8 protein-coding genes and 1 pseudogene are annotated in these 14,438 nt (G+C 39.0%); 2 read left to right on the top strand and 7 right to left on the bottom strand.

Annotated elements, in window-relative coordinates:
- Positions 1 to 6: 6 nt before the first annotated feature.
- From AB2N10_RS08190 to AB2N10_RS08220, 7 genes are all read right to left on the bottom strand, one after another.
- Positions 7 to 3,462 (bottom strand): hypothetical protein, encoded by a 3,456-nt coding sequence (locus tag AB2N10_RS08190; RefSeq protein ID WP_354624180.1) that lies wholly within the window; start codon positions 3,460 to 3,462, stop codon positions 7 to 9.
- A 65-nt stretch (positions 3,463 to 3,527) separates the two neighbouring features.
- Positions 3,528 to 4,514, bottom strand: a complete 987-nt coding sequence (locus tag AB2N10_RS08195; RefSeq protein ID WP_369433682.1) for an ABC transporter ATP-binding protein — start codon at positions 4,512 to 4,514, stop codon at positions 3,528 to 3,530.
- 7 nt (positions 4,515 to 4,521) lie between these two features.
- Entirely contained in the window at positions 4,522 to 5,478 is a 957-nt protein-coding gene (locus tag AB2N10_RS08200) for an ABC transporter ATP-binding protein (RefSeq protein WP_354624177.1), read from the bottom strand.
- Positions 5,475 to 6,455, bottom strand: a complete 981-nt coding sequence (locus tag AB2N10_RS08205) for an ABC transporter permease (protein ID WP_354624176.1) — start codon at positions 6,453 to 6,455, stop codon at positions 5,475 to 5,477. The genes AB2N10_RS08200 and AB2N10_RS08205 overlap by 4 nt, the downstream gene beginning before the upstream one ends.
- Before the next feature lie 12 nt (positions 6,456 to 6,467).
- Entirely contained in the window at positions 6,468 to 7,442 is a 975-nt protein-coding gene (locus tag AB2N10_RS08210; protein WP_354624175.1) for an ABC transporter permease, read from the bottom strand.
- Between the two features lie 53 nt (positions 7,443 to 7,495).
- A complete protein-coding gene (locus tag AB2N10_RS08215; protein WP_354624174.1) occupies positions 7,496 to 9,142 on the bottom strand; it encodes an ABC transporter substrate-binding protein in 1,647 nt (548 codons plus the stop codon).
- Between the two features lie 607 nt (positions 9,143 to 9,749).
- Positions 9,750 to 11,165, bottom strand: a complete 1,416-nt coding sequence (locus AB2N10_RS08220; RefSeq protein WP_354624172.1) for a GH1 family beta-glucosidase — start codon at positions 11,163 to 11,165, stop codon at positions 9,750 to 9,752.
- 312 nt (positions 11,166 to 11,477) lie between these two features.
- Here AB2N10_RS08220 and AB2N10_RS08225 point away from each other — a divergent pair, with 312 nt between their 5' ends.
- Together AB2N10_RS08225 and AB2N10_RS08230 are read left to right on the top strand one after the other, a co-directional pair.
- Positions 11,478 to 12,413 (top strand): AraC family transcriptional regulator, encoded by a 936-nt coding sequence (locus AB2N10_RS08225; RefSeq protein ID WP_354624170.1) that lies wholly within the window; start codon positions 11,478 to 11,480, stop codon positions 12,411 to 12,413.
- A gap of 140 nt (positions 12,414 to 12,553) precedes the next feature.
- A pseudogene (locus tag AB2N10_RS08230) lies at positions 12,554 to 14,430 on the top strand (DUF294 nucleotidyltransferase-like domain-containing protein).
- The last annotated feature ends 8 nt before the right edge of the window (positions 14,431 to 14,438 follow it).

Below are 14,438 nucleotides of genomic sequence, written 5' to 3' on the forward strand. Positions count from 1 at the left end.
TGACTCCTAATGAGATGGCAATAGCATACTTGCAGGAATATAAACATGTACCAGCTCAATGCCACCTTGACGAGAAAATATTTGACGACTTATCAATGTACTCAGTGCTAATGTATTTAGTTGCAGATCAGCACCACTTTCATTCGTCACGACCACTCTAGCAGCCCCTTCCTCTACAATTTCATAGACAAAAGGTACTTGGCAGTATGTGAATGCTAATTGTTTTTCCGTCAGCCCCAATATTTGTACTTTATTTTTGATATTAATGAACTCAAATTCATCGTTAGCAGAAAGGAATTCGGTTTGCTTAAGCAACGTAGGTTGGAAATAAATTTTACCATCCTCAACAAGCAAGCCTAATTCGCCGAAGCGTGTTAATATTTCCTCTTTAACTTGCCCTGTCATGCCAGGTTGCTGTGCCCCTGCTTGCTTAGGTGTATGTGAGTAAGGATCAGTTGGAAAAGCACCATAGACAGCGGGTGTTTTATTAAAGCCAATACCAGCACGTACTTTATAGTAATATTCAGCCAGTTTTTGCGTTGCTTCAGATTTAGCATCTATTTTCCAAGCAGCGAAATAATTTTCCTGAACGGCAAGTAGTAACTTAGAAACCATGTGCCAATAGATTGAACCTAAACCTTCATAGCCAAACATCGTCCCAGAACGGCCTGTAAACGATTGATGATTAAATACTTTTTCGTAAATAGTCAAAACATTCGCGATAACAGCGCTATCTGCATCTTGATAATCAGATGCAACTACTTTCAATGCTGCGGAAAGAACCCCTGCATTTTCAAAATTTGCATTGAAATGGTAAGCCCCTTTAGTATCTTTATCAATAATACGGCGGTCTCCCTTAGCTAGCATCTCTTTAAGAAGAGGATTAGCGTTGACCAGTGCTGCATTGATACAATTTTTTTCGGTGAAATGAGCTAAATCACGGTCAGGATAGAGCATGAAGGTGTTCTGATCTTCACGGAACATGTCACTCGCATACAAATTATCTAGCAAAGCAACCACTTGCTGTGGCGATAAGACACCCGCTGACAATACAGCTACTTGACCTTCAAGCATCGGATATAATAGATCTACATTTACGTTATTTTGCGTATAATCAATAATGTTATAGGCATTATATAGTCCATCTTTACGCAGATTAGCGGTAATACTTTCATCTAGCACCTGTAGAGACACTTCAAGCATAGCGAGTAAAGATTCACTTGTAACGTTGACCTTTCCTGAGAAACCTTTTGCATAAACATTTGCACGATAATCGGCCGCAGCCCCCGACAGTTGACGCAACACTTTACTACGTGCTTCACTGCTTACCGTACCTTGATTGATAATCGCATTCGCTTCTTGCAAAATTTGTGCTGTTGCACGAACCCATTCAGCCAACTCTGAAGAAAGTTCAACACTGCCTGAATTATCTTCTAGTAACGATTGCAAAAATGCAACATAACGGCGCATGTAGTACAGCGTCACCATTGAAAGACCCGTACCAACAATCGCATTGTTTGCATCATTCCACTCAGGTCTTTGTGTATTTAACCAAATACCACCTTCAACCACCAAATTACCCAATTTAGCCAGTAACGGTACAAGTAGTTTTTCAGTTAAATTAACCATATAAACACTATTATCAGCGTTTAATAAGAGCCTGCCATCACTTCCAAATTGGCTAACACGTTTTTCAATAACAACTTGTTTATCATGGTTAAAGATAACGGTATTTTTAGGATCGGCAAATAGTTTATCAACGCCTTCAATTTCATAGGGAACATTTGCATAACTAAATATTGCAACATTTAATAGATTTTTTAACTCTTCAGGTTGATATTTGTTAGATAATTCTAAAAATTTCAATAGATAAATAATCTGATGATCACCCCAATAACCGATATTACTCCATGGATCATCCGATTCTAACAGCTCCCAATCGATGCCTGCTTTAGTAATACGGTAAGGGTTATAGCCGTCTATCGTTGAAGCATTAACAAACTTAGAAATAAATGATTTGATAAAATTCGGATAACTTAGACCTAATGCTTCCCAGTTTTGGAAAATATCACGCCAGTTGCCCTGATAAGAGAGTAGGCGATCACCATTTTCATCTTTTAGCTTAATTTCAAAATGATTCCAAGGACGGCTAGGATCACCATGACGGCGGCCAAATGTCAACGGCAGATATTCATAGCAAAGGCGAACTAGTTGCGTATCATTTTGTTCCGTCACTAATGCAATTAATTTCTGATAATCAATGCGCTCCGGAAGTGTCTCGAAAAATGCGCGATGTTTTTCAGCAACAACTTGGTTTGAACGGAATAATGTCTTTTTAAAATCTTCTTTTTCTACCCAATATTGGTCAACAACAACACCGCCACGCATATTGTTAAATAACACATTGGCATAGTGATGTACGGTAGTCGATTCCTCTGCCGTTTTTTGGTAAGCATCGCTACCTGCCATTAGCATTAAAAGTTCACGATGATTAGCATCAATCGATTTATCAATATTCGACGTAACAGCATCCCCTGCCTGTAAAGCACTCTGTAAAGCGGCAATATCACTGTGTGTTTTGTCGATATCAGCGATGATCTGCCAGCTATTTTCCTGCCCAGCAGCAAGCTGACAACATTTATGGATAAAGTAAGCACCTCTTAAACCACGGCGCAGTGTTTCATTAACGATTTTTTCACCACGACGAAATGCACCAAGCTGCTCACTTGATAATAGAATTGACTGGCACTCATCAACAACACTAAATACCGTTGTCGCACGTAACGATTCTGCTGGCTCTGCACGGTCACTTAATTTGGCATATAAGCTGTATGTTGCTAACGTTGACTCAGGTAATAACTCATTCCATTTATAAGCATCTAATAACGCACTACTGCTCTGCATAAGTGAAAGCGGAGCATTAGGTGGTAAAATATTTTGAATACCATCGACAATTTCAAATTCAACAGCTTGCTGTGAATGGTTAATCACAGTTGAGGTGCGTACAAAACCATATTGTTCACTGGTCGCCCATTGATATTTGAACGTTAGCCCTAGCTCCTCGTTTATTTCTTCAAAAATAATCTTATCACCAGCCACATTTTTATAGAGGTTTCGTTGAACCTGATACAAACTATTATGTTGAAGATTAAACGGTTCCCATTGCTTACAACCATTTTCGGTTTGAACTCTTACAATGCTTTTACTACCCGTGTTTTCTGCACTTTCGTGAATATAATCGACCGATTTATATGGAAATAAAGCATTTTCTGGGCGAATTCTACCTGCAGATAAGCAACCTGTGGATGAAATAAATAACCAGTGGTCACTAGCTGATACAACGCTGATAAAAAAAGGTTTCATCTGATCTGCATTGGTAATTCGATAGTATTTATCGTCATCAATTGAAACAAACTGTCCTGTTATCTCTACTGATGAATTATTTAAATTATTGTTTGTCATGGCAATCCCAACCAAAAGTAAGCGCTTCCTAAAAAGCGCTAATTAAAAAAGAATATTAAAAAATATTAAATGTTATGACAGCGGATAAAATGATCGTCTGCTATTTGCGTTACTGCAGGGAAACTATCATTACAACGGTCTAATGCTCGTGGGCAGCGTGCTGAAAATGGGCAGCCTTTAGTATCGGGCTTCCACATTGGTATTTCACCTTTTTTAGCGCCCAACTCACGGCGTCCGCTTTTCCCCGCCTCGGGCACTGCGGAAAGCAGTAATTGCGTGTAGGGGTGCTGTGGTGTTTGTGTCACCTTATCACTGCTGCCCCATTCAACCATATGCCCAACATACATAACCGCTGTTTTTTCAGCAAAATATCTCGCTGTAGCAATATCATGGGTAATGTACATAAAAGAGATACCATGCTTATCTTTTAGGTCCGCCATCAAATTCAAAATGCCCAGACGTACAGAAACATCAAGCATCGAGATAGGTTCATCGGCTAAAATTACTTCTGGATCAACGGCCAATGCTCTGGCAATAGCAACACGTTGTCTTTGGCCACCACTTAATTCATGTGGATATTTTTCAGCGGTTTCAACGGCCGGATATAAGCCAACTAATTCCAACAGTTCATAAACCAATTTCTCAACTGTTTTTTTATCGCCGCGCTTGTGGATAAGCAACGGGCGTGCAATATGATGAAAAATAGAATGCACCGGATTAAGTGAACCAAATGGGTCTTGGAAAATCATCTGCACTTGACGGGCATACTCCAAAGTACCATGTTGATCTACATACTCCTTTAAAGGTTGCCCTTTAAAGAAAATATCACCCGCTGTTTTCTCATAAATACGCGATAACACACGAGCACCGGTACTTTTGCCTGAGCCTGATTCACCCACTATCGCTAAGGCTTCGCCTTTACGTAAATCAAATGAGACATCATTCACTGCGCGCATATAATTTTTTTTACTGCTAGATTGACCAATTGGAAAATCTTTAATCAAATTTTTAACCGAAAGTACAACTTCAGCTTTATTTGTTGTATCCATCATTGATTCCTTATAATTTATGACATGCGGCTTTGTAGTTGTCATGTAGCTCAGTCAGTATTGGATCATCTTTTTTACAGATTTCCATACATTCTGTGCAACGATCCTGGAAATTACAGCCTGTTGGTAAACGTAACAAATTAACGGGATCACCAGGAATACCATAAAGACGCTCTTTAGGTCCATGAATCGTCGGGAAAGATGCAATCAACCCTTTTGTGTAAGGATGCGATGGCTTGCTAAATACGGTTTTGGCATCACCGATCTCAATTAAGTTCCCCGCATACATCACACCAATGCGATCAGCAATTTCCCCCATTAAACTCAAATCATGACTGATGAACAAAATTGAGAATCCGAATCTTTCTTTTAAATCATATAACTCATTTAAGATTTCACGTTCCACTACCACATCAAGTGCCGTTGTCGGCTCATCCATGATAATGAGCTTAGGTTCAAGCGCTAACGCGACGGCAATAACGACACGTTGTCTCATACCACCACTCAGTTGATGAGGAAAACTCTTCATACGGTCGCCATGAATACCAACAATGCCTAGTAACTCTTTTGACTTTGCTACCGCTTCTTTGTAGGTGACCGGTTTATGCGCTAAAATTACATCCGTTAACTGCTCACCAATCGTAATTACCGGATTTAAAGAGTTCATCGCACTTTGAAATACAATTGAAACATCATTCCAACGAAAATCGCGTAATTCCTTATCAGACATTTTTAGAATATCACGACCATCGTAAATAATTTCACCTTCAGAAATTAGTGCAGGTGACTTATGCAGACGTGTTATCGCAAATGCCATCGTACTTTTACCGCAACCAGACTCCCCTGCTATGCCAACGGTTTCACCGGGAGCAATTGTTAAACTAACATTGTTAACCGCTCTTGCCACACCATTTGGAGAAACATAATCGACACATAGGTTTTTTATTTCTAAGAGTGGTTTTTTCATACTAGACCTCGACGTTTCTCTGTTTCATTTTTCATTTTTTTCCACAACTTAAGATGTGGGCCAGTTTTAAGTTTAGGGTTACTAACCTGATCAATCGACATATTGATTAGTGCTAATGCACCACCTGTTAATGCTAATGCCATTGCGGGTACAAGCATTTCCCACCATGCTCCAGTATATAAAGAAGATGATACCTGAGCCCAATATAACATTGACCCCCAACTAACCTCTGTTGCATCACCTAGCCCAAGAATACCTAGTCCAGCTTCTGCACCCATTGCATAAATAACTGTTCCAAGGAAACCACCGAACACAATAGAAATAAGATTAGGTAAAATTTCTACCAAAATAATGCGTATTTTAGACTCCCCCATTACCTCAGCTGAGATAATAAATTCTTTATTTCTAATTGCCATTGTCTGCGAGCGAATGACTCGCGCACCCCATGGCCAGGAAGTAACACCAAGCAACACAGTGATCACGGTCGATCCAACTTGCCCTAAGAAGGCTGCTAATACTATCAAGAGAGGAAGCTGCGGAAAAACCAGAAATACATTGGTAATAAAGTTCATCCACTCATCAATTTTTCCTCCCATATAACCAGATGTAACTCCAACGCCAATGGCAATAGTCATCGCAATAATTCCGGCAAAAAATGCCACCGTTAGCGATTTTCTTGCACCATGCAGCACCTGACTAAAGACATCTCGCCCATTTCGTGTTGAACCTAGTACATGCTCGGCATTTGGTGCTTCATGGGATCGAGCTACACGTTTCTCTGGATTATGGGTAGATAATACCGGTGCAAATAATGCCCCGAGTAAAATCACCGTAATTAATGACACACCAATAATTGCGGGAGGATTGCCATGAAAAAAATCTTTAGCTTTCTTCCATGCTACACGACACTTCTGTTTAAACACGCTTTGATGATTTGGGATGGATACATTCGCATCAGATGTATTTGAATTGTTCATCTCTTCTATACCTTATTTAGAAATTCGTGGATCAAGCCATACATAAAGCAGATCCGCTATGAAATTGGCTGTTAGAACAGCAGAAACAAGAATCAACAGGATGGCCTGAATAAGCGGGTAATCTCGAGCCATGATGCCTTTTAACAAAATATTTCCAAGGCCTTGGTAGTTGAACACTACCTCAGTCATAATTGAGCCTGCGAAGGAAAATCCAATCGCCATCGCGATAGCTGTTGCAACGGGTAATATTGCATTACGACCTGCATAGCGATACATCACACGAAAACTGCTTAATCCTTTTGCCTCGGCCATGGTGACATAATCTTCGCCAAGTACATTGATCATCGCGTTACGCATATTAAATACCCAGGTGGCAATCCCCACGACGATCATGGATCCCATTGGTAATACGGCATGTTTGGCAACACTGCTAATAAATTCCCAAGTAAAGCCAGGATCGATAGCTGGATCGTAGGTATAGGCGAGGGGCAACAGCTCAAGTTGTAATCCAAAAAAGTAAAACAGTAATAACGCCGTTACGATATATGGGAAGTTACTAATGAAAGCTAAAAATGGTGGCACAAATTGTCCGAAAAATCCTTCACGACGATATGACGCATAAGTGCCTATTGTGACACCAAGAATTAAAGCGACAATTAATGAGCCTAATGCTAAAAACATGGTCCAAGGCAGCGACATGCCGACAACTTTGGTTACATCAACAGGAAACATCAATACTGAAGGCCCAAGGTCCAGAGTGAACACACTTTGCATGTATGAGATGTACTGATCAAAAAGAGAACCATCCATAAAACCATACATTTCTCTAACGGCTTCCATTTGAGCTGGATCCATTTTACCTTGCGCAGCTGCAAACATTGCGTCAATAGGATCACCAGGCATCATTCTTGGTAGCATAAAGTTAAAAGAAATTGCTAACAGGAAGGCTGTGAAATAAAAACTAAGTCGGCGTAATATAAAACTCATAATTTGTTCCAATAATTAAAGAGCCACAAAGTGGCTCTTTTGTTACATCTAAGTTACTTGAGGTGAAGATTGTTAATAATCAAGTTACGGTTACCACCGCTGTAAAAAACAGGTTGAACGTAAGGGTCTTTCTCACTTGGCCAACCGACAAATTTAGCCGTGCTGTATTGGAACCAGGTAGCATTTGAAAACAGCGGGATAAAAGGTAGATTTTCAGCAGTAAACTCCTGTAATTCATCCAATATAACTTGCTGTTTTTTCGGATCATTAGTAAGACCAAAACTATTAATCAACTCATCAATTTTAGGAGAATGCACACCATGACCTGCATGCCAGCTTTTTCCTATTTGAGATGTTAAGAAATAAGTTTGATAAGCTTCAATCGGATTCGTACCTACCATCGACCAGTTGATAGACATTTTATATTTGCTATCTTTTAAGCCTGAATCATAAACAGCCCAATCGACCGTTTTCACGTTCGCTTTAATACCGATTTCTTCATAGTATTCAGTAACCATCTGTACTACTTGAATCCAATCAGTCCAGCCATTTACCACATTGATATCAAACTCGATGCGTTTGCCATCAGCCATATCTCTGAATCCGTCACCATCAAGATCTTTATAGCCGGCTTGGTCAAGCAACTGCTTCGCTTTTTCAGGGTTATAGGTAGTCAGATACTTATATTTTTCTGAGATAGATTTATTAATGAATGGTGCATATAACTCACCAATACCACCAGCATTAAAGTTAGCTGTTGGATAACCATAAGCGGCAATATCAACAATTTCATCACGGTTAAGTGCCATTGATAACGCTTTACGTACATCAAGGTTATCAAATGGTTTCTCTTTGGTATTAACATAAAGATGAATAGCATCATTGGCAGGGTACCAATAATGGTTATTTTTAGGATCTGCGGCGATAAAAGTATTATCAATATCAGCAATAAAGTTTGATCCCCAATCAATTTCACCTTTCATTAAAGCAGGCTGAATTTGAGAGTTATCATTGTATGAACGGAAAGTAATACAATCAATATAAGGACGGTTTTCTAAGTAATAATTGGCATTACGGCAAATTTCAAGTTGTTGTGCTTTAACATACTTGATATCAGTCATTGGACCACTACCAACAGGATTTGGATTAGTAAAGGTTGCTAAATCTTTAGCTGCGACTTTACTCCAAATATGCTCAGGTAGTATATGGTACTTAGGCAAGCCCCAAATAAATGTTGAATCGGCTGTATTTAATTTAAATACAATCGTAGTTCCATCCGTAGCAGTAACGCTCTCTAAGTTACCCGTTGACCAGATAGCTTTTTGATCAAATGCAGGTGCACTTTTAGTAATATTATAACTAAATGCCACATCTTTCGCGGTTAATGGCTTGCCATCTGACCATTTCAAACCATCACGCAATTTGACAGTGATAGTTTTAAGATCCGTTGAATATTCAGCTGATTTTGCTAAACGATATTCAACTTTGCCGGTCATGTTGTTAAACATCATTAATGGTTCAAATAACACACCGTCATATAACCCACCGGTTGTGTAAGGGTTGAAATTGTCAACAAAGCCAGTATTAATAATAGGAACAACTAATGTTCCCCCCTGTTTAATATCTTCAGCCATAACGGCATTTGAAGAGACCAATAGACCACAAATGATCGATGCTAAAATTTTTTTACTACTACGCATTAATTAATCCTTTTTAGTTTATGAAAACTGTAAGAAAGCGACCACTATTTGATGTATAAGCAAATACTATTCTCTCTATATAAAAACACACCCTCGAGAAAGCGCTTTCTTTTAATGATAATATGCTAGCAAATGCAGCGGATCAACCTGATAAATGATAAAGCGCTACTTCGATCACACTTCCCTTAATAGCTGTTAATCTCAGTAACGGGTGGGATACTTATAAGTAACTAAAATTCCATGGAATTATTAAAAATTTAACAAAGTTATTATTTAGGTCATAAGTAGCAACAGCGACTAACTTATTCATTTCGACGCAGTAAAAACAACGCCTACCACTGTCCCTCAAAATTTTTTTAGACGCTAGCTTGGATATCAAAGCATGGGCAACACAAGAAAGTTGGTTATATTTAACCGTTCGGTAATTTTTCATAATATCTCCCTTTTTTATATGATTCTTAGCTGAAAATAAATAAGAGAAATACAAAAAAGAAAGTGCTTACTTAATGTTTGGTAAATATCGAGATGGATAAATTGTGGTGCCATCTTTTATACTGAAACTCTACGTTTCCCGATAACAGCAACCACAATTAACTATTGTGCGAAATTATTTGATATTTTTATTAAAATTCTCAGGCTCGACCCAATTTTGTAGTGGCGAAGCGTTACCTAATTTTTCACCCTTTGATTCAATCACGCTCTTGTACCAATATCCAGAGTCTTTGATGGTGCGTTTCTGTGATGCGTAATCGACATGAACCAGGCCAAAGCGTTGCTCATATCCCTCAGCCCATTCAAAGTTATCAAGAATAGACCATTGGAAATAACCAATAATATCAGTGCCATTTTCAATCGCTTGTTTTGCACCTAAAAGATAACGGTGTAAAAAATCAACCCGCTTTGGATCATGTACTTTACCATCTAAACTGACCCAGTCATTGAGGCTTAGCCCATTTTCAGTCACTATAATCGGTTTATTATAACGTTCATACAAAAATTGCGTTCCCCAACGCAGTGATTCAGGACTAACTGGCCACTTGAAATAAGTCATTGGATGGTCATTAGGATACGCTACGACTTCCGGATTACCATCCTCGCCCGCTTTTACCAAAGTAGAAGAATAGACGTTAAAACCGACAAAATCTAATGGCTGGCAAATAATATCCATATCCCCCTCTTTGATAACGGGAGAATCATCTGCGAATAATGTTAAACCATCCATTGGATATTCACCTTTAAATGCAGGGTCCATCCACCAGGTCGCATTAAACATTGAATCATCCAACATACTAAAAGTATGCTGACGCGCCGCTTCAATATCCTCTGGCGAGTGGCTAAATGGCACTGCCGTTCTAAAGCATGGTGCAGCTCCTATTTTAGCTGGCAATTTAGCTGTTTCCCTTATTATTTTTACTGCTTTGCCATGTGCAAGCAGGGCATTATGCCATGCCTTGTTAACCTCTTTAGTCGCGAGTTGTAGCCCCGGTGCATGGATGCCTGTTTGATGCCCATGACCAATAAAACACGCTTGTTCATTTAAGGTAAACCAATGGCTAACCCGATCGGATAATTTTTCAACAATGATGCGTGTGTAGTCTGCAAACCAATCGCTTGAGTCATCATTTAGCCACCCTCCCTTGTGAAATAGAGCAAGGGGATAATCCCAATGGAAAAGCGTCACCCAAGGGTCGATTCCTTTACTTAACAATTCATCAATTAAACGGTCATAATAATCTAAGCCTTGTGCATTGACCTTTCCCACACCTTGCGGTATGACTCTTGGCCACATGATGCTCAATCGATAAGCCTGCAGTGACATTTCACTCATAATCGCTACATCATCTTTAAAACGATTGTAATGATCGCATGCAATAAATCCTGTATTACCACCTTTTACAAAGCCTTCTTTACGGCAGCACATATCCCAAACAGATTCCGCACAACCATCAATAAATTGCGTGCTGCCTTCGATCTGGTAACTTGCAGCAGCTGCTCCCCATATAAAATCATCTTTAAATGCCATGTAACACCTCAGTATTCGCAATTATATTAATTAACTCAGTTTTTGTGATGGTACTTTTTATGCCGCCGCATTCTCGCTAAGCTGCATCAATTTTAGGTGCGATTCCCACAAAAGGGATTAATTCATGATTATATTGATCATCATTAGTAATAATTTAATCACCAAAACAAAAACCATTACGTCCTACCTCTAACGTCTAAAAAAGAGAACGAAAAACACTATTTACATTGATTTGTAACAGTGATTAGCGTAATTTTTATTAGTCATCAGCATCCTTTTATATAACACAAACTATAAAATGGTAGTGAACAAATGAACATGTGCAAAAATAGAGAAAAGCTGTGTAAATCCGTCATAAGTAAAATGACACCGAAATCGATATGGGTTGATTATGTCTTTTTATCTGAGGCATGCAAGGAGCGATTTTTAACCCATTCAGACATTCCTGAATTAGCGCAAGATGATATTTTCATGGCAGGTATGGCTGATTTAAAAGATGGTTATCAAGTGGAGAGAGATGGTGTTAATGTACATACCATCTTATTTACACTCAAAGGAGGCGGCATATTAACCACCAACAATAGCATCTCACTTATTGAACCCTATACAATGGTAATACTGCCTGCCCATACCCCTTTCCGCTTTGAAATAAATCCAGTAGATAATGAATGGAAAATGGTATGGTTTCTACCTAACCCAACCGCAAAATGGCAGTTTGTCGAAACGATAGGCCAGAAAATTTTACCATTTAATCATTGTGAACAAATTTGGTCTTTAATGAATTTAATTCATTATGAAATTGGCGGACGCCCCAGTTTTAGGCGATTATTAGTAAGTGAAGTGTGCCGTTTGTTAACCGGTTTTGAAACAAAATCATCTCGTTCAGTTGCGCGCGTGCAGGCATTATTTAATGATGTAGAAAGTCAACTTCATTTAACTTGGACGGTAAAAGCGATGGCACAGAATTGCTACATTAGTGAAGAACAGTTTAATCGTATCTGTAAGTCTCTCTTTGGCCTTTCTCCTCGTGCAAAACTTATTCAATTGCGTATGGATAAAGCCGCCAACTTACTTAATTATAATGATTGGACCGTCACTATGATTGCACATCGTTTAGGCTATAAAGATCCTTATAATTTCACCCATCGTTTTGCAAAATATTTCGGTTGCTCCCCGAGTCGCTTTAGAAAAAAAATCAAAGCGCAACATGAGCAGCAAATGCAACAGAATGCGTTAGAAAATCAATAAAAATTGAAGAAGCAAAGTTAAAACCATTTTTTATTATGTTGAAAAAATGCCTTCACATACGGCGAGTATTTGTTCTACAAAATAAAAACGCTCCTTTTACAAACATTTTGAAATAAAGACAACTAAATATAGAGTAAATAATGGAAATCGAACTACTAGAAATTCAAGATTTTATTGGTCGACACGCCCCCTTTGACCAACTTCCAGAAGAGGCGTTACGCGAAATATCGCAAAGTGTCGAAATATCCTATTATCGTGCAGATAGCACCATTCTTACTTTTACTGATAAAATTCAGGAACTGTATATGATTCGCAGTGGTGTTGTGGAAATTTATCGCCGTAATGGGGATCTTTATAATCGTCTTGACCAAGGTAAACTGTTCGGACAAATGGGCTTACTGACTAATAATAAAGTTCGCTTTCCGGCAAAAGCGGTCAAAGATACGCTTTTATATTGCATTCCAGGCACTATCTTTAATGAATTATGCGAACGCTATGAAGATTTTGCAGATTTTGTTGAAATAGAGGACAGCACCCGTTTAAAACAAGCTGTTGAAAGTAAAAGTGATGATGCCAATGCACTAACCACTTCAAAAGTTAAAACCTTGGTCACCCAAGCACCGCTTATTTTGCCCTGCAGCAGCGCTATTCAGGCTGTTGCCCAAATCATGGCTGAAGAGAATGTTTCCGCCCTCTTAATTAACGATCCGGATATCAAAGATGATCAAAGCAGCAGTTTTGTCGGCATTATTACCGAGCATGACCTTTGTGCAAAAGTCATCGCTGTGGGGCTAGATGTAAATAATCCTATCTCACAGGTAATGTCTACTGAGCTAATTTCTTTAGACCATAATGCTTATATCTTCGAAGCGATGCTGTTAATGTTGCGTTACAACGTTCACCACCTACCTATTCTTAAAAATAAAAAACCGATTGGTCTCATTGAAGTTGCGGATATTATCCGTTACGAATCACAAAATAGTTTGTTATTTGTTAGCAGCATATTTCAACAAAAAAATAGTGAAGATTTAGCCTTACTATCAGGGCAATTGAAGGGCTGTTTTGTACGCATGGTTAATGAAGATGCAAATTCACATATGATAGGCCGGGCGATGTCAGAAATTGGGCGTAGTTTTAAACAACGTTTACTAGAGTTGGCAGAAGAAAAATTCGGCCCACCACCTATCCCCTACTGCTTCTTAGCCTTAGGTTCAATGGCTAGGGATGAGCAGTTAATTGTCACGGATCAAGATAATGCGATTATCCTAGATAATGCTTATCAAGCAGAATTGCATAATGATTACTTTGAAAAGTTAGCCAATTTCGTCTGTGATGGGCTCGCCTCCTGTGGCTACAGCTACTGCACTGGTAATATTATGGCAAGTAATCCAGAATTTCGTAAAACTCACTCAGAATGGGAAAATTGTTTTGCCGACTGGATAGATAATCCGAACCCGCAAGCGTTGCTTAATTGCTCCATTTTTTTTGATCTTGCAGGCGTCTATGGCCGCGTCAAATGGGCCGAGCAATTAAATGCCTTTATTCTGCGCCGTGCTAAAAAAAATAACCGCTTTTTAGCTTGCCTAGCACACAATGCACGAAATCGGACTCCTCCTCTGGGTTTCTTTAAAGATTTTGTGATGGAAAAAGATGGCCGCCATAATAACTCAATTAACTTGAAACGTCGTGGTACCGCTCCACTTGCTGACCTTGTACGTGTTCATGCATTGTCAATTGGTTCCTCATCACAAAACTCATTTGACCGCTTAGAGGATATTATCGAAGCCGGTATTCTTCCTAAATCAAAGGCTGAAGATCTCAAGCATGCAATGGAACTTCTTTCGTTGGTTGTTTGCGCCATCAAGCACTCGATGTCGAATCCAATATCGAACCAGACAATAATATCGAACCAGAAAATATGTCTGACTTTGAAAGACGCAACCTTAAAGATGCTTTTTTAGTGTTAAGTAATGCGCAAAATTTCTTGAAATACCGTTTTAGTGGCAATAAATTTTAAGGCTGAAG

This window comes from Psychromonas sp. MME1 (assembly GCF_041080865.1).
GTDB lineage: Bacteria > Pseudomonadota > Gammaproteobacteria > Enterobacterales > Psychromonadaceae > Psychromonas.

What these genes read in the sequence shown, in the direction of transcription:
- AB2N10_RS08200 (WP_354624177.1), bottom strand. Translation starts at nt 5,478, where the DNA reads ATGAAAAAACCACTCTTAGAAATAAAAAACCTATGTGTCGATTATGTT.
- AB2N10_RS08205 (WP_354624176.1), bottom strand. Translation starts at nt 6,455, where the DNA reads ATGAACAATTCAAATACATCTGATGCGAATGTATCCATCCCAAATCAT.
- AB2N10_RS08195 (WP_369433682.1), bottom strand. Translation starts at nt 4,514, where the DNA reads ATGATGGATACAACAAATAAAGCTGAAGTTGTACTTTCGGTTAAAAAT.
- AB2N10_RS08210 (WP_354624175.1), bottom strand. Translation starts at nt 7,442, where the DNA reads ATGAGTTTTATATTACGCCGACTTAGTTTTTATTTCACAGCCTTCCTG.
- AB2N10_RS08190 (WP_354624180.1), bottom strand. Translation starts at nt 3,462, where the DNA reads ATGACAAACAATAATTTAAATAATTCATCAGTAGAGATAACAGGACAG.
- AB2N10_RS08215 (WP_354624174.1), bottom strand. Translation starts at nt 9,142, where the DNA reads ATGCGTAGTAGTAAAAAAATTTTAGCATCGATCATTTGTGGTCTATTG.
- AB2N10_RS08220 (WP_354624172.1), bottom strand. Translation starts at nt 11,165, where the DNA reads ATGGCATTTAAAGATGATTTTATATGGGGAGCAGCTGCTGCAAGTTAC.
- AB2N10_RS08225 (WP_354624170.1), top strand. Translation starts at nt 11,478, where the DNA reads ATGAACATGTGCAAAAATAGAGAAAAGCTGTGTAAATCCGTCATAAGT.